General features: G+C 47.5%; 13 protein-coding genes and 1 other RNA gene. 7 read left to right on the forward strand and 7 right to left on the reverse strand.

The window, feature by feature from the left end; translation table 11 throughout:
* Positions 1 to 139: 139 nt before the first annotated feature.
* Positions 140 to 982 carry a helix-turn-helix domain-containing protein gene (locus B5F54_RS06480; protein WP_442856111.1) on the forward strand — a complete coding sequence of 281 codons (843 nt, stop codon included), beginning with the start codon at positions 140 to 142 and terminating at the stop codon, positions 980 to 982.
* Positions 972 to 2,189, forward strand: a complete 1,218-nt coding sequence (locus B5F54_RS06485; RefSeq protein ID WP_087232160.1) for an MFS transporter — start codon at positions 972 to 974, stop codon at positions 2,187 to 2,189. Before B5F54_RS06480 ends, B5F54_RS06485 begins: the two co-directional genes overlap by 11 nt.
* Positions 2,190 to 2,362: 173 nt before the next feature.
* On the opposite strand, the gene B5F54_RS06490 is transcribed toward B5F54_RS06485, so the two are convergent.
* The 7 genes from B5F54_RS06490 to B5F54_RS06520 all read right to left on the reverse strand — a co-directional run bounded on the left by B5F54_RS06490 (position 2,363) and on the right by B5F54_RS06520 (position 10,227).
* Positions 2,363 to 2,605, reverse strand: a complete 243-nt coding sequence (locus tag B5F54_RS06490; protein WP_087232162.1) for a hypothetical protein — start codon at positions 2,603 to 2,605, stop codon at positions 2,363 to 2,365.
* A gap of 336 nt (positions 2,606 to 2,941) precedes the next feature.
* Complete coding sequence (locus tag B5F54_RS06495) at positions 2,942 to 4,468, reverse strand: sensor histidine kinase (RefSeq protein ID WP_087232164.1); 1,527 nt, start codon at positions 4,466 to 4,468, stop codon at positions 2,942 to 2,944.
* Positions 4,449 to 5,117: a response regulator transcription factor gene (locus B5F54_RS06500; protein ID WP_087232167.1), complete on the reverse strand. Its 669-nt coding sequence runs from the start codon at positions 5,115 to 5,117 to the stop codon at positions 4,449 to 4,451. The genes B5F54_RS06495 and B5F54_RS06500 overlap by 20 nt, the downstream gene beginning before the upstream one ends.
* Positions 5,118 to 5,361: 244 nt before the next feature.
* The gene (locus B5F54_RS06505) at positions 5,362 to 6,615 is read right to left on the reverse strand and encodes an ABC transporter permease (RefSeq protein WP_087232170.1); all 1,254 of its coding nucleotides are present in this window, start codon (positions 6,613 to 6,615) and stop codon (positions 5,362 to 5,364) included.
* Positions 6,602 to 7,330 carry an ABC transporter ATP-binding protein gene (locus B5F54_RS06510; protein ID WP_087232173.1) on the reverse strand — a complete coding sequence of 243 codons (729 nt, stop codon included), beginning with the start codon at positions 7,328 to 7,330 and terminating at the stop codon, positions 6,602 to 6,604. Before B5F54_RS06510 ends, B5F54_RS06505 begins: the two co-directional genes overlap by 14 nt.
* Complete coding sequence (locus B5F54_RS06515) at positions 7,323 to 9,098, reverse strand: efflux RND transporter periplasmic adaptor subunit (RefSeq protein ID WP_087232176.1); 1,776 nt, start codon at positions 9,096 to 9,098, stop codon at positions 7,323 to 7,325. The genes B5F54_RS06510 and B5F54_RS06515 overlap by 8 nt, the downstream gene beginning before the upstream one ends.
* 469 nt (positions 9,099 to 9,567) lie before the next feature.
* Positions 9,568 to 10,227, reverse strand: a complete 660-nt coding sequence (locus tag B5F54_RS06520; protein WP_087232289.1) for a CatB-related O-acetyltransferase — start codon at positions 10,225 to 10,227, stop codon at positions 9,568 to 9,570.
* A 453-nt stretch (positions 10,228 to 10,680) separates the two neighbouring features.
* On the opposite strand from B5F54_RS06520, the gene smpB reads away from it, so the two are divergent.
* The 5 genes from smpB (at position 10,681) to B5F54_RS06545 (ending at position 16,438) form a co-directional block, all read left to right on the forward strand.
* Complete coding sequence (gene smpB / locus B5F54_RS06525) at positions 10,681 to 11,148, forward strand: SsrA-binding protein SmpB (RefSeq protein WP_087232179.1); 468 nt, start codon at positions 10,681 to 10,683, stop codon at positions 11,146 to 11,148.
* Between the two features lie 12 nt (positions 11,149 to 11,160).
* Positions 11,161 to 11,509: a transfer-messenger RNA gene (gene ssrA, locus B5F54_RS06530) on the forward strand.
* A 700-nt stretch (positions 11,510 to 12,209) separates the two neighbouring features.
* Entirely contained in the window at positions 12,210 to 12,824 is a 615-nt protein-coding gene (locus tag B5F54_RS06535) for a TetR/AcrR family transcriptional regulator (RefSeq protein WP_237966891.1), read from the forward strand.
* A gap of 108 nt (positions 12,825 to 12,932) precedes the next feature.
* The gene (locus B5F54_RS06540; RefSeq protein WP_087232182.1) at positions 12,933 to 14,708 is read left to right on the forward strand and encodes an ABC transporter ATP-binding protein; all 1,776 of its coding nucleotides are present in this window, start codon (positions 12,933 to 12,935) and stop codon (positions 14,706 to 14,708) included.
* Entirely contained in the window at positions 14,705 to 16,438 is a 1,734-nt protein-coding gene (locus B5F54_RS06545) for an ABC transporter ATP-binding protein (RefSeq protein ID WP_087232185.1), read from the forward strand. The genes B5F54_RS06540 and B5F54_RS06545 overlap by 4 nt, the downstream gene beginning before the upstream one ends.
* The last annotated feature ends 244 nt before the right edge of the window (positions 16,439 to 16,682 follow it).

The raw sequence follows: 16,682 nt of genomic DNA on the forward strand, positions 1-16,682 counted from the left end.
CGGTTCAGAACACCTATTTCTAATCTCCTTACCTATTTATGGATGGCCCACAATCTCCGCAATAATGATGAAAATATTTTCCGCTGGTTCTGTTATGATGTGTCATAGAAAGGAGGAGATATAACTGGAAAACAAAACTATCTGTGTCAATGCCGTTGTCGACTATGTCGAAAGTCATCTTGATGGCAAAATCGAATTGGAAATGATTGCAGAGGCTGTTCACTATTCAAAGTATCATTTGCACCGCCTTTTTGCGGAAACAGTAGGAATGACCGTGCATGATTATGTGCAACGCCGTCAACTGACCGAGGCGGCAAAATTATTGATCTTCTCTGATAAACCAATCCTTGAGATTGCCTTTCAATGCGGATATGAGAGTCAGCAGTCGTTCTCGGCAGCCTTTAAATCCATGTATAAATTGCCTCCTGCGGCGTACCGGAACAATCAAAACTTTTATCCTTTGCAGTTGCGATTTCCTTTGTGCAGAAATATATCCATCCTAGAACCCGCAAAGCAAAACATCCGCCAAGCTGAACTTGCGGACATCCCTGCTTGGATGGACTTAATGCGGCTCTCTATCGATGGATATCCAATGATGGATGAAACCGTTTATTTAAAAAAGCTCAAGGGAAGTATACTCGAAAAACGCGCGCTTGTGCTAAAAGATGGAAACATTCTGATCGCTGCAATGGCGTTTACTTATGCCCCGGGCAGCATTGAATTCTTTGGTATACACCCTCAGTATCACAGTTGCGGTATCCAAAAGCTATTTTTAAACACTTTATTAGAAACCTATCTGCCCCGGCAAGAAATTAGTACAACAACCTTTCGTGTAAATGATAAAGCCGATTTAGGCCATCGCAAGAGATTGATACAACTTGGCTTTGTAGAAAAAGAACGGCTGACTGAGTTCGGATATCCGACACAGCGCTTTGTCTTTACTCCCCCTAAAAAGGAAGAGGGACACATCCATGAAAAATAGGCAACGCATCAGCTGGAAAAAACGCGCCATCCTCTTCCTAATCAGCCAATGCATCACACTTTTTGGCTCAACGCTTGTCCAGATGGCGCTCGTATGGTATGCAACCATGCAAACATCCAGCGGTGCATGGGTGGCATCCTTTACCATTTGCTCTTATTTGCCGCAATTTTTTATTTCATTTTTGGGTGGCATATGGGCAGACCGGTATAATCGAAAAATACTAATTGCCAGCGCAGATTCTTTGATTGCTTTTGTTACCCTTTTGATGATATTTGCAATTCCACTCATTTCATCCAATACGGCTCTATTATCCAGCCTGCTTGTTATGTCGGCCATTCGTTCTCTCGGTGCAGGAATTCAAACCCCGGCAGTGCAAGCTGTGATCCCGCAACTCGTCCCAAAAGGCCAACTCATGCGGTATAACGGTATCTATGCAACCATGCAGTCCATTGTCAATTTTGCTGCGCCAGCTGCTGCGGGGGCTGTCTTTTCCATCAGCACACTACCTGCGACTCTGATGATTGATGTTGTAACAGCACTCCTTGGAACAGGCCTTTTGTCTTTCCTTGTTCTCCCGAAGCAAAACCCTATTGCCCAAAAGGATTCCCTTTGTTCCGACATAAAAACCAGCGTAAAATATGTTTTCGCAGATAAACCGATCGGAGTACTGTTGATTGTATATGGACTGTTCACGTTCTTTTGTGTCCCAGCTGGTTATCTCGCAGGGCTTCTCGTCCGGCGCACTTTTGGAGATACTTATTGGTGTCTCACCGCAGTGGAATTGGCCGGCTTTGCAGGCATGATGGCCGGGGGTGTTATAATGAGCATATGGGGCGGCTATCAGCGCGGAGAAACGACTTTGGCGATGGGCCTTTTGCTTTTTGGATTCTTTGCAGCCAGCATGGGCTTTGCAAAAAACTTTATCCTCTATTTGTGCTTCATGCTTTTTTACGGAGTGGCGCTGACAATCGTACAAACAGCTATTACCACCATGTTACAGGAAAAAGCTATCCCTTCCATGCAAGGGCGTGTTTTTGGATTATTCAGTACAATGTACGCTGGATTCTTGCCGGTTGGTATGGCAATCTTCGGCCCATTGGCCGATATGGTCCCACTGCAATGGATTATCATTGGAACTGGAATCGCGCTTATCCTCCTTGGCGGTATCGTCACCCAAGCCCGGCAGCTCAGGACGGTTCAAAAATAGCTACTCCTACACAAACTGTAATTGCTCCGCAGCGGTTTGAGATCCGATCTCAAACCGCTGTTATTTTTCATAGGACTATACTTTGCATTCAAAAGTTCCCTTTAAAAGGATGGAACACCTTTGCAGGATCATTGCCCTGGCAGATCTCGTTCCACATCAGGTTCCTTTCCATACTAATTTGGGGATTCATTTTTTCTTTGTACAACTCGGAAGCGATTTTGGGCTTGTGCAATCCGTTCGTTGATTCTTACCGCTTGTACGCCGTGTTTCGCCTGCTGTGCTGCCGTGCAATCCGGGGCTCCGCTCTTGGTTTTTGCTTCCACTTTTGCCGTTTGGAGTACGCGCTGGCCCTCATTTTGTTGAACCTTAGCGCATTCTCTCCTATCCTGAAATACACTCTTTAGAAAATTGGCCATGGTTTTCCCTCCTTTATGTCACAACCGTCTGCTTTTAAAACATCCTCGGGTCCGTGGCTTTATGCTCTTTTGCGAATGCCTGCATTGTATCATCCAAATATTTTGAAAATGCTGAAGATTTGTTTACGAAACGTAAAAATATAGCTGTATCTACCTTCGTTGAGTCCGTAGGACACAAGGAAACGGGTTTACTGCCAACCGGAAAGGGAATTCCGGCTGTAGTAAACCCGTTATGTTCCCATATTATCATCATTCCGTTTGGATAGGGCCAGCCGCGTGCCTGCCAGAAAGAGACTGTAGGTCGCCCTCAAAATAGCTCGCCCTCTCGGCAGCTGGTTACGCCTTTGGGAAAACTACTGTAGCGCGGACCCCATCCGGGACGTTTTCCACCCGATACGCCGCCCTGTGCCGGTCTAAAACCATCTTGACAATGTACAAACCCAGGCCGCTGCCACCGGTTCCGCGGCTACGGGAGGCCTCTACACGGTAAAATGCTTCAAAGAGATGCGGAAGATCCTCTATCGGGATTTGGACTCCGCTGTTAGAGATGGTGAGAATTATTTTTTCCTCTTGCTCAAAGAGGCAAACCTGTACTGTCTCCCCCTCTGGCGAATAAAGTAACGCATTAGACAGCAGATTCCCTACGGCGCGCTGCAACAGCACACGATCGCCTTCGACAATCAAATTTGACACAGCCTCGACATATAACGCCTGTCCCCGTAGCATGGCCAGCTCTTCCATTTGCTGCACCTGCTGTTCCACCAAACGAGTGAGATCCAAGGATTCGCGCTTTAACGGCACGTCTGCACGCTCCATGCGTGAAACCATCAGAATTTCCTGTACCAGCGCTTCCATCCGGCTAGCGACCGCAAGGGAACGCGCGAGATATTTTTCTCGATCCTTGTAGATATCCACCCCGGCAAGCATCCCTGAAAGCTGTCCCTTCAATACGGTAATTGGCGTCTTTAGCTCGTGAGAGGCGGCGGAGAAAAAGGTTGTCCGCTGCTTCTCCAGCTCCCGTTCGCGGTCGATGTCCTGGCGCAGCGCACAGTTGGCCTCTCGCAAATCGTTCAGAGAGGTGGAAAGGCGCTCAGAGAGTTCATTGAGGTTCCGGCCCAATACGCCGATTTCGTCACCGCGCTTTTCCTGACATTTATAGCTGAAATCCAAATTTGCCATCCGTTGCGAAATACCGCTGAGCTGCACGATTGGACGGGTGATATAACGGGAATAGATAATCGCCCCTAATAGGGAGATCACCAGGGCGACAATCAATAAAAAAGGCAGCACCTGGCCCAATGCTTCGACTGTCTGGTTGGTAGCGGTGACACTGCTGAGCACCGTCATCGTATAGGGCATGTCGCTTCCCTGAAACGAAAAGGAATATTGGGCTGCGTCGCTCGTCACGGTCACCAGCTCGTCGGAGACTTGGAATGTGTCCTCCGAAGGGCTTCCAGCGTCTGTCTTGCTCTCTTCCACAGGCGCGCTTTCCGAACCGTCCTGGAAAACCACGACGTTGTCCTCCTCTTCCAAGCAATCGCTAGCAGTTGCAATCGCAATCGAGTTTGGTAGCTCAACCGGATTTCCCTCTGCATCGCTTACCAAGATACTCACGCCAGTGTCAAGGATAAAACGGTCTACTAAAGGGCCGCACTCAGCCAGCGTGGTTTTTTCCAACGCTTGCGTCAGCGCCGTCGCCTTTTCTGCCAGGTTGCTGTTCACAATTGTGCTGTAGGAAATCGGCGTCGCCCAAGCAACAAACCCATAGGTCAATGCGCAAGCCGCCGCCAAAATCGAAAAGGTGATTAGGAAGATGCGGAGCGTCAAGCTGCCGCCAACCCGCTTAATGCACTTTTTCCACACGATACCCCACCCCCCGGACCGTCTCAATGTAATCTCCTTTGAGCTTCTTACGCAAGTTTTTGATGTGGCTGTCTACGATGCGTTCATCACCCAAAAAATCGTAATTCCAGAGTTTTCCCAACAAGACAGACCGCGTCAGGACACGCCCCTGATTTTGCAGAAGCTCCCGCAGTAATTCAAATTCCCGGCTGGTCAGGTCGACCGGTTGGCCACCCTCCGTCACCCGGTAGGCATCCAGGTCAAGAATCAGATCCTGATAAAGCAACAGGCTATTTTCCACTTCGCCATTTCCCGCGCGGCGAAGTACAGCGGCAATTTTCCGCAACAGGACCGGCATAGAAAATGGCTTTGTCACATAATCATCGACATCCAGATCAAAGCCCTTGAGCTGGTTTTCCTCCGCATCCAGGGCGGTGAGCATGATGACGGGCACGCTGGATTCCCGGCGGATCAACTCGCAGACGCCGTACCCGTCCACCTTGGGAAGCATGATATCCAAGAGGATTAGGTTCCAAACACCGCTGTGAAAACGATCCAGAGCGGCAAGCCCATCTCCTGCCGTACCGGTTTCATATCCTGCATCGCGCAGGTACGCGCAGAGCATCTCCTGGATATCCGGATCGTCCTCCACCACGAGAATTCGTTTCATTTTCATCAACTCCTGTTTGGAAGTATAACATGGAAATTTGAAATTTGTATGGATTTTTTACCGATCCCAGATTTTCCCTCGTAAAGGCCATAAAAACCGATTGGCCGGCAGGCCGCCCAGGGAATTATAAAAGGTCTCCTTTGCGCTGGACATAAAATGCCCCCGGATGAAGCTTTTGGCTTACATCCGGGGGCAATCGCCATTGTCTCTTTACAGCACCGGGTGCTTGAAAGACAGACGGGCTTTATTCATACCGCAGGGCATCAATTGGATCGAGTTTTGCCGCTTTATTCGCCGGGTAATAACCAAAGAACACACCGATCAACATGGAGAACCCAACCGCAATCACAATGGAGACGATAGAAGGCACTGCAGGCATTCCCAACAGGACACCGCCCGCATAGCCGAGCAAGGCGCCCAACAGGATTCCCAACGCACCGCCGATGACACAGATGATCATGGATTCCACGATGAACTGCGTCCGTATCGCACTATCTGGCGCGCCAAGCGCTTTGCGGATGCCGATTTCACGGGTACGTTCTGTTACAGACACCAACATGATGTTCATCACGCCAATGCCGCCGACTAGAAGCGAAATGCCAGCAATGACAGCAATCGCAGTGGAGATCGTGCCTAACATGTCGTTGACCTGTTTGACCATAGATTCCAGACTCTGCGCCTCGCAGTGCATCGTTTCATTTTTTACATAGAAGCGGTCGTTGAAAAATCCCGCAGATTCTTCCGCAAACGCCTGATAGTCCAGGCCCGGCTGGACAGCAATGTAAAAGTAATAGTATCCGTCGGGGGTATAATCCAACACACGGTAGGCCGTCGAAATTGGGATATAGATGGTGCTGCTCATCCCCGCCGAACCCATCAAGAAACTGTTCGCCTGATCCTCATAGACTCCAACGATCGTGAAGGTCTGACGTCCACCACTGTCCATCTGGATCTTGATCTCCTGCCCTAGGATCTCTTGATTGCCAGGAAAGAGCGTGTCTGCCAAAGATTTCGCGATCACAGCTACATATTTTCCGCGTTGCGTGTCGGATTCGTTGATGAAGCGGCCGCGAAGCATATCTACCTGTGTCCCGGTCGCACCCGTCGCAAACCCTTCGTTAACTCCTTCCAAGCTCACCTTGTTGTCCTCATGGAATTTGGTGATCACGCCGCTTCCGGCACTCTCCATCAAGCCAATGCCGACAATTTCATTTCTATATTTGTTCTGGTACTGCTCGATCATCTCGTCCGTGATGAGGTCGTCTTCCGTATAAGTATAGGAACTGGTGTAGTCGCGAGGAGTAACCTGGATTGCAACGTTGTTTACGCCCATGCTTTCCATAGAGGAACTGACCACACCGGTCATAGCATCGCCTACGGACGTAATCGCGATCACCGAACCAATACCGATGATAATGCCCAGCATGGTGAGCAAGGCGCGCATCTTATTGGAGATCAAGCCCGCGACAGCGAGGGAAATATTTTCAAACAGATTCATGCTGCACCTCCTGCTTTCCGGTGCGCTTGTCGCGTTCCTGAACGATCCGGCCGTCGTGGATGGTGATAATCCGCTCTGTTTCCTCCGCAAGTTCGTTGTTATGGGTGATCAAGATGATGGTCTTCCCTTGCTTCTTATGCAGTTCATGAAAAATGTCCATCACCAGGCGGCCGGTATTGCTGTCCAGAGCGCCGGTTGGTTCGTCAGCGAGGATGATCGCCGGGTCGTTGGCCATAGCGCGCGCAATCGCCACACGCTGCTTCTGGCCGCCAGAGAGTTCGTTGGGCATATGCTTGGCACGCTCCGACATTTCCACCATCGCCAAAAGTTCTTTCGCACGTTTGCTCCGTTCTCGTTTCGGAATCCCCGCGTACAACATCGGCAGTTCTACATTGCCTTGGGCGGTAGAACGCGGAATAAGGTTGAATGTTTGGAATACGAAACCGATCTTGCGGTTCCGTATCTGGGAAAGCTTCCGACTGTTCATCTCCGTCATGGGGACGCCGTCGAGCGTATATTCACCGGAAGTCTGGTGATCCAAAGCGCCGATGATATTCATCAGTGTGGATTTGCCAGAACCAGACGCACCTACAATGGAAACAAATTCCCCCTCGTGGATTTCCAGGCTGATCCCGTGCAGGACCTCCAATTCGTTGGGCGTCCCGATGTAGTAGGTTTTTACAATATCGTGCATTTCGATAACTGTCTTACTCATCCGCCACAACTTCCTCTCCAGCCGTACTACCCGCCGCATCCTGCGGCAGTACGCCAGCGCCTGGCATGGTGGATACCGGCATTCCCGGCTGAATCTGCTTGCCGTCCGAAATAATTTGCATCCCTTCAACGAGGCCTGTGCCGGAAATTTCCACCTCATAGTCGGTCTCTAACCCCAGTGTGACTGGAACTGCTTCCGCAACCATACTTCCATCCTCCTGCGCTTTGACCGTATACACAACCGAGCTGCCATCCGCCGCTGTAGAAATAGCATCATATGGAACTGCGAAAACATTGTCCTTCTGCTCAGTGATAATATCGGCGCGGGCTGTCATACCAATGCGCAGGTTCGTTTCTTTGGAGGATACAACCACTGTGGCATCGAACTCCACATCTTTGGTATTTGCTGTGTTGGCGGCCTCCGCTGTTTCCGGTGTACGGACCGCTGAAGGGGAAATCTTCTCCAAATAGCCATCATATTCTTCATCCCCGGTGGCATCTGCCTTGATGATGGCCGCCATATTCGGCTTGAGGGAATTGACATCATACTCTTTGATCTTTACATCGACCTGAAGCGCGTCGGTATTTTCAATCTGGAACAGGACACCGTTCGGGGCCGCCCCCTCTGTCGCATAAACTGCAGTAATGGTACCGGAGGCCGGCGCAGTCACTGTACACTTGCTCAAACGATCCTGCATATTTTTGAGCTCCTCGCGCTGTGCGCGGTCATCAGCAGAAAGCTTGCTGGTCTCGATCGCTTGGAGATCGTCCTCTAAGCCGTGCGTCACAGCGGCCTGGGTAGCCTTCTGCGCTTTTAAGGCGTTGTTATAGGCATCCTTTGCAGCTGTGAACTCTGTTTCATATGTACCAAGCTGGTCATTCACCGCTTTTTTTGCGGCATCCAAACTCTGCTTCGCTGTATCGTATGCCTGCTGTGCATCGGTGACGTTCCGACGCAGCTGTTCGATGCTAAGTGTCTGCGTGCCGCTCATATAAAGCGCATCCGCCTCATCTTCAGCCTCCGCCAAGGATTGCTTTAATTCAAGCACATCGGCTTTGAGCTCCTCCACATCATCGTCGTCGTTTTTGACAGCGCGTTCATATTTCTTCAAGGCTTCTCGATAGTCCCTCTCCAAGTCAGTATAGTAGCTGCCAAGTTCATTGCGGCGGTCTTTCAAAGCTTTTTCTGCTCGGCCGAGTTCTGTCGAAGCGGTGTCATAAGCAGATTGCGCAGAAATCAACTCCGTATTGAGATTGCTGTCTAACTTGGCCTTGGCGTCATCTAGATCTTTCTGCGCATTGTCCATTCTGCGCTTGGCATCGTCTACATTCTGCTGAGCGGTGTTCAAATCGGTGTTTAGCCCCGCATTTAAGGTTTCCATCGCATCGTCGTATCGTTTTTGGTTTGTTTCAATCTGCTGTTGGTTGTTTGCACTGGCTGTTGAGATGGAAATCTGCTGCTGCTTAATTTGCTGCTGCAGGTCCTCAGAATCCAACACGCACAAGACATCCCCTTCGTTGACATGGTCCCCCACCTCGACTAAGATCTCCTTCACCGGATAAGTCAAGTTGGTATAAACGTTTACAGAGTCCGTGCTTTCAACATTGCCATTGGTGCTGATTGTGCTGCGCAGCGTTGTCTTTTGCAGCGGTGAGAGCTCCACTGGAAATGCAGCTGTGCCCGTATCACGCGGACGGAAGACCATAACGCCCACAGCCACAGCAGCCAAAACGCCAATGATGATCAAAACCTTTTTCTTTCTTTTCACGCTATTCAGCCTCCATCACATGTTCCATGCGCCATAGGTTCACCAACCAGTAAATCTCACAGCGCCAAAATATGCTGTAAAAGCGGGCTGTTTATTCCTAGAAAAAGTAAGCCTTTTGGAAAATCCCGCTGATACAGTTATATTGTACCAATAAATTAATACAATGGTACACTCGGTTTTTCAAAAAGTCAATACATCTATCATATAATTAAGATTTATTTAAGTTTCTTCACCTTTTCGTAAAATATATAAGCCGTTTATTAGATATAATACCTAAAACCTTTTGGAAAATCAACGGGAATCCTTCCATTTATTTTCCATTAGGCAAAAAGAAAATTGTTACAATTTCAATGCCGGCCGATAACGAAACGATTGAACACTCCCATAAAACCTCTTAAATTAGTACCGATATGAAAAATCCCCTCTCAAAAAGAGCGGGGATTTTTTAGGTCGCAGGTTTAACAGCAATTTAAAGGGTCGCTACTATATCCTGCAATCGCTTTTTTACTTGTTCTAAATCGGAACTGCACAATAGTGGAAGAATCCCTACCAACTTTTCCGGTGCAAAATCCCACCATTTTACTTGTAAAAGCAAATCGATGAGATCCTCGGAAAACCGTTTCTTGAGGAATTTTGCTGGATTCCCACCGACTACATGATAAGCTCCAACGTCTTTCGTCACCACCGAACGCGCAGCGATGATTGCGCCATCTCCAATTTTGACGCCGGGCATGATAAGACTCTCCCGGCCAATCCATACGTCGTTTCCTACCACTGTGTCCCCCTTAAAGGGCAGTTGCTCCAGGTGGGGCGGCGTATGCTCCTCCCAAGCTCCACCAAAAACATGGAAGGGATACGTTGTGACGCTGCTGATCCGGTGGTTGGCCGTGTTCATAAGGAACTGCGTTCCACTTGCTATAGAACAGAACTTTCCAATAATCAATCGGTCACCAAATTCTGGCCAGTTAAACAGCACATTATTTTTTTCGAATCCCGTGGGATCTACTGGATCATCATAGTAAGTGTAATCCCCAACCAAAATATTAGGTGCGGTAATCACATTTTTTAAAAAACAAGTTGTTCCATAGGAATTTGGAAATACTACATTAGGGTCTGGTATCCTTTGTATCACGAAAAATCCTCCTTATGGCTGTATTTTCACTTCCTTTCCCCTTGCAGATGCCGTCGCTACAGCCCTCTTTTTCCGAATTTCTCGCATAATCGTTCCCCCTTATGTTATTAGAGTTCAAAGGCTGTCTTGCTGAACTTTTCTTTAATGTGATTAGGTCGCTGTCTGAGAGACTCCCCTGTCCTTTAGGAGCCTTCCTGGAGCGGCCTCATCAAAGAACTACAGCATGAATTCCTATATATTGCCTCTGAAGCACTTCAGCTTCAACACGGGTAACTCTGATCTAAATAATATTCTATGGGATCTCCCGCCGGATTTCAATGCTTGAAAAGCCGAAATTCTGCCTATGGGTTCTCTTTTTCTTTTGGCCTCTAGTGAGGTTTTTGTTTGACAGCAAAACAAAAATATGATATGCTATAAGACCACGGAGGCAGCGGAAAGGAGGGCTTTTTTATGCCGCATACTTCTTTGAAAACCATCGCACAAAATAAAAAGGCCTTTCACGACTACTTTGTGGAAGAAAGTTTAGAAGCGGGCATTGAGTTGTGTGGCACAGAGGTAAAGTCTCTGCGCAAAGGGCAGTGCAATCTCAAAGACGCTTGGTGCTCCGTTGTTAATGGGGAGCTTCTAGTCAACGGAATGCATATCAGTGCTTATGAGCAGGGCAATATTTTTAACAAAGATCCGATGCGCGTGCGCCGACTTCTGATGCACAAGCGGGAGATCATGCGGCTGTTTGGCCTTGTGAAGCAGGACGGATATTCTCTCATTCCTCTCTCTGTCTATTTAAAAGGTTCCCTAGTCAAAGTACAAGTGGGGCTTTGTCGTGGTAAGAAGCTCTACGATAAACGCGCAGATCTTGCAGCACGTGCAGCAAAGCGTGACATTGATCGCGCACTCAAAGAAAAAAACCGATCATAAAGTAGTAGATATGGGGCTGCAATGGTTTCGACGGAGGTTGTGAACCCTGGTAAGCGAGTAGCGGTGCGGACACGCTTAAAACTCCGCAAACTTTAAAATTAAACGACAACAATACTGTTGCGTACGCAGCCTAATTAGGCTGCCGTCTTTACCGGGAGTACCGCGGCTCGGATAAAGGCGTCGATGAGCGGTGAACGTGAACGAAGGAACGCCTTTACCTCCGTCATGACGCAAAGGCTACTAACGTAGGAAGCCTGCCTTTGGGCGCCCTATAGAGGGAATGTCAAAACATCGGCTATACTCGTAGAAAGCCAGGGCAAGTGATTTTCGGACAGGAGTTCGATTCTCCTCAGCTCCACCAAATGGACATTACACGAACACCTGCTTTTTCAAAGACGGTTTTGCCGTAAGGGTGTGGCTGTGATGGCAACACAGAAACCCGAGGGTTAAGGTATTATGTGCCTTAATCCTCGGGTTTTGGCATATGTGATATCCGTTGGTTTAAGATCCAACTGCATGGCTTATTATCACTTGAAAAAGCACATTGTCATAGACAATCCATACTTTCTATTGATAGCACTAAGTTTTATCTTACTATTACATATGATATTTGTAGTTCCATATCGTAGGTGCTAAACTATTTTTGTCATTGGGCTTCATGCCTTTTGTCCTCCTTTTGATACTTTGGTGCAGTTGGCAGACCGCATCTTTCTTGTATCAAAAGGAGTTTTTATTTACTATGGAATGCTAAAGCTTTTTGTGAACTCCCCCGCATTGCCGGGGGTTCCTAACAACAAAAAACTTCCCCTTGTTTCGGCTCGTAAGGGCAAAAACAGGGAAAATCCATTAAATTTGAGTATTAGGTAGGCAAAAAGCCTTGAAATATCAAGGGTTTTGAAAAGATTGTATTTCTAATCTTTATTAACTCTATTGCTTACAAAAATATTCTTCTAATAATCAATCCGTGAAATACGCAAAATTCTCTTTTCTTCTTGACATCATTTTTTACACGTTATAATATAACAGTGATATATAACGCTGTTATAAGGAGGGTAAATACAATAAGCGGAAACTTAACAACTTTAGAACGCATCCATCAGGCTGCAAAAGCGGAGTTTTTGGAAAAAGGCTATAAAGATGCTTCCCTACGAAACATTGTCAAATCGGTAGGCATGACTACTGGAGCCTTTTATGGGTATTACAAAAGCAAAGAAGAACTGTTTGAAGTTCTGGTCGGTGAACATTATGAATATATCCTTAATCGCTTTAAAGAGGCACAGCAGGAATTTGCAAATTTGCCTCTTCACCGGCAGCCAGAAGTTATGAGCGAAGTATCCGGACTTTGTATGTACGATATGCTCCGTTACGCCTATGCGCATCTGGAGGAATGCAAACTCATCCTCTGCTGCTCGGAAGGAACAAAATTTTCCGGCCTTATTGACGAAATGGTGGAAATTGAAGTGGAAGCAACGCACTCCTATCAGAAGGTCCTGCAGGAGCTTGGGCGGCCCTCCCCGAAGATTGATCCCACACTGGAGCATATTTTGATTACTGGCATGTTTCATACTTTTTTTGAACTGGTGATCCATGAAATGCCACTGAATAACGCAGAAAATTATGTAAAGGAAATGCGCGCCTTTTATACAGCCGGATGGATGAAAATTATGGGGCAGTAAAGCCCTGTAATTTTTGCCCTTTAGTTAGCTACGACTAACTAAAGCATGGATATAAGAAGAACAAAATATATGTTCTCTATATCATAAATCAATAAAGGAGGAATTCTTTTGAAAAAGCAATCTAATCTGTCGCGCCTGCTCCAAATTGCAGGCAGACACAAATACCTGCTCTATGCTTCATGGATGCTTTCAGCTATCAGTGCCTTCATCGCTTTGGTACCCTTCTATTACATCTGGAAAGTGATTCAGGAAGTGTTGGGGGTTGCTCCGGATTTCAGTCGGGCACAAAATCTGACTTATAACGGCTGGATGGCGGTTCTGTTTTCGGTCATCGCCGTGCTTATCTACATAGCGGGACTGATGTGCTCCCATAAGGGGGCGTTTCGTATTGCCACCAACCTACGGCTGCAAACTATGGAGCATATCGTCAAGCTGCCGCTTGGGTTTGTAGAGAACTTTGGTAGCGGCAAACTTCGCAAAATTGTCAACGAATCCAGCGCCGCCACCGAAACCTATCTTGCCCATCAACTTCCCGACCGGGCCAATGCGATTGCTACGCCTTGCGGACTTTTAGTATTGCTGCTGGTATTTGACTGGCGACTTGGTCTCTTAAGCCTTGTTCCTGTGATTCTGGGATTTTTAATTATGATGGCGATGACCGGACAACGGATGCAGGAAAAAATGAAAGAGTACCAAAACGCACTAGATGATATGTCAAACGAGGCAGTAGAATATGTTCGAGGTATTCCAGTAGTCAAAACCTTTGGACAGACCATCTTCTCTTTCAAAAAATTCAAAGACTCCATTGACCGCTATAAAGTATGGGTGATTGCCTACACCAAACAGCTTCGAGCGCCCATGATGTTTTATACAGCGGCCATTAACGGGGTTTTTGCTACATTGATCGCAGGCGGCCTGCTATTTATCCAAAACGGTATCACAACAGAATTCCTGTTGGATCTGATTTTTTATATTATTATTACACCGATTATTTCGGTCACGTTAACGCGCATCATGTTTCAAAGTGAAAATGCCATGATTGTAAACGATGCCTTGCAGAGGATCGACAGCGTTTTGAATTTAAAACCCCTGAAAGAAGCAAAGCGCCCAAAACATCCACAAGATGCTTCGGTAGAACTGAACGATATTCGTTTCAGCTATGACGGAAAAACAGAGGTATTGAAAGGCATTTCCCTCACCATCCCACAAGGACAAACTGTAGCTTTTGTCGGCCCATCCGGCGGTGGGAAAACTACGCTCGCCAATCTGATCTCGCGTTTCTTTGATCCGCAGAGTGGTAGCATAAAGATTGGTGGGGTCGATGTAAAAGAGATTTCCAAAGAGGAACTGATGAACACGGTTTCCTTCGTATTCCAGAACAGCCATCTTATCAAAGCTTCTATTCTGGAAAATGTGCGCATGGGCAGGCCTGACGCAACCCGGGAAGAAATCCTTGCTGCGCTTCACAATGCTCAGTGCGATGATATCCTTGAAAAACTGCCTCAAGGGGCGGACACCGTGATCGGTACAAAGGGCGTTTATCTTTCCGGCGGGGAGCAGCAACGAATTGCTATCGCTCGCGTCATGCTGAAAAACGCGCCCATCATTATTTTAGATGAAGCCACGGCTTTTGCCGATCCGGACAACGAAACACGGGTACAGGCTGCTTTCTCTAGATTGTCTAAAGGCAAAACAGTCATCATGATTGCCCACCGTCTTTCTACCGTAGCAGGAGCGGATAAAATCTATGTTATTTGCGACGGACAGATTGCTGAAAGCGGTACCAGCAGCAATCTGTTGGCGAAGGACGGCATTTTCAACCGGATGTGGCAGAACTATCAGACTTCCGTTCAATGGAAAGTTGCAAAGGAGGTAGCAAAATGATAAAACGGCTGCAAAAACGATACGCTCTTTCCGAACAGGGAGCGAAAGATCTTGTAAAAGGCTGTCTGGCCTGTGTCTTACAAAATCTTTCCTTTATGTTCCCAGTGGGACTATTGTTCTCTTTAGTAAGTGATCTGCTAAACGGCGGTGTTTCCAGCGAAAAAATTGCGTTTTATGCTATTGGCTGTGTGGTGTGTATCGGTTTTATTCTGCTTACCACTTACATCCAGTATAACGCTACCTACTTTGCCACTTATACGGAAAGCGGCATACGGCGTATTACACTGGCCGAACGGCTGCGGAAAATCCCGCTGTCCTTTTTTGGTAAAAAAGATTTGGCCGATCTTACCAGTACGATTATGGCCGACTGCACCTTTTTGGAGCAGAATTTTTCCCATTTTATCCCCGAACTGGCGGGCTCCATCATTTCCACAATTCTTATCTCTATCAGCCTACTTATTTTCGACTGGCGCATGGCGTTGGCGGCGCTGTGGGTTATGCCGGTTGCCTTTGCGATTGTAGGCTTTTCCTCAAAAGTGCAAGAAAAGCTCAATCAAAAAGCCATGGATGTTAAGATGGCCTGTGCAGATGGGATTCAGGAGTGCATCGAAACAGTACGGGACTTGAAAGCCAACAATGCCGAAGCAGAATACCTGAAAGGACTGGAAAAGAAAATCCGTGCAGTCGAACGCCGATCCATTCTCAACGAATTTGGACTTGCCGCCTTTGTGGTCTCCGCATCATTAGTATTGAAATTAGGGATTGCTACGGTTGCGCTGGTTGGCTCCATACTGCTGATCCAGGGCAGTTTGGACATGATCACTTTCTTTCTGTTTTTACTAGTCGTATCGCGACTTTATGACCCGCTACAAGGCGCACTTCAAAATCTTGCAGCGGTGATCAGCACACGCACCAATATCGCCCGTATGAATGAAATCCTCGACCATCCCATTCAACAAGGCGATAACCGGCTTTTCAACAAAGGCTATGACATTGTCTTTGACCATGTAGGGTTTGCCTACAATACAGGAGAAACCGTTTTGAAAGACGTTTCCTTTACCGCAAAGCAAGGTGAGGTTACCGCTTTGGTGGGGCCATCTGGCGGCGGTAAAACAACTGTTTCCCGTCTGGCGGCAAGGTTTTGGGATGTGAGTCGCGGCAAAATTACGGTAGGCGGCATGGACATTTCCAAAACAGATCCGGAAACACTGTTGTCCCTGTTCTCCATTGTATTTCAGGAAGTGACCTTATTTGACAATACGATTTTAGAAAATATCCGTATTGGGAACAAAGAAGCCACCGATGCGCAGGTGATAGCGGCAGCAAAACTGGCCAACGTGGACGAATTTGCAGAAAAACTGCCTGATGGGTGGAACACCAATATCGGGGAAAACGGCTGTGAACTTTCCGGTGGAGAACGGCAGCGCATTTCCATCGCCCGAGCTTTTCTGAAAAATGCTCCGATTATTCTTTTGGACGAGGCAACCGCTTCCCTGGATGTAGAAAATGAAACATTGATTCAAGCGGCATTATCCCGTCTGATTGCGGATAAGACTGTGCTGGTGATTGCTCACAGGATGCGCACAGTGGCAGGCGCAGACAAGATCGTGGTACTCTCACAAGGCACTGTGGCAGAAGAAGGAGCGCCTAAAGAGTTGCAGAAGAAAAATGGTCTTTATGCCCGTATGGTGGAATTGCAGACGGAAAGCCAGGACTGGAGACTGGTGTAAAAAGGATTCTCCCGCTTGGATGATGATCAGCCCGAATTTGTACCAGTATTTAGCGATCGTTAGGAGATGGTGACAATATGGGAAATTAGCTACACTGGATTTTTTGGAACCCGGCCTTCCTGTGGAGTTCTGCCGGGCAGTTTACGAAACGGGATTTCCCCTATCGGGTTGCCGTAACGCCAGGGCGCTATTAAGGATGCCAGTCTGTCAAGGGTTTCCAGCCAAGATAAACGGTCTCTTTTCT

This window comes from Anaeromassilibacillus sp. An250, assembly GCF_002159845.1.
GTDB lineage: Bacteria > Bacillota > Clostridia > Oscillospirales > Acutalibacteraceae > Anaeromassilibacillus > Anaeromassilibacillus stercoravium.

Bases quoted from the DNA above. Each gene is read 5' to 3' on its own strand.
- B5F54_RS06510 (WP_087232173.1), bottom strand. From the start codon at position 7,330: ATGAGTAAGACAGTTATCGAAATGCACGATATTGTAAAAACCTACTAC.
- B5F54_RS06500 (WP_087232167.1), bottom strand. From the start codon at position 5,117: ATGAAACGAATTCTCGTGGTGGAGGACGATCCGGATATCCAGGAGATG.
- B5F54_RS06505 (WP_087232170.1), bottom strand. From the start codon at position 6,615: ATGAATCTGTTTGAAAATATTTCCCTCGCTGTCGCGGGCTTGATCTCC.
- B5F54_RS06545 (WP_087232185.1), top strand. From the start codon at position 14,705: ATGATAAAACGGCTGCAAAAACGATACGCTCTTTCCGAACAGGGAGCG.
- smpB (WP_087232179.1), top strand. From the start codon at position 10,681: ATGCCGCATACTTCTTTGAAAACCATCGCACAAAATAAAAAGGCCTTT.
- B5F54_RS06490 (WP_087232162.1), bottom strand. From the start codon at position 2,605: ATGGCCAATTTTCTAAAGAGTGTATTTCAGGATAGGAGAGAATGCGCT.
- B5F54_RS06485 (WP_087232160.1), top strand. From the start codon at position 972: ATGAAAAATAGGCAACGCATCAGCTGGAAAAAACGCGCCATCCTCTTC.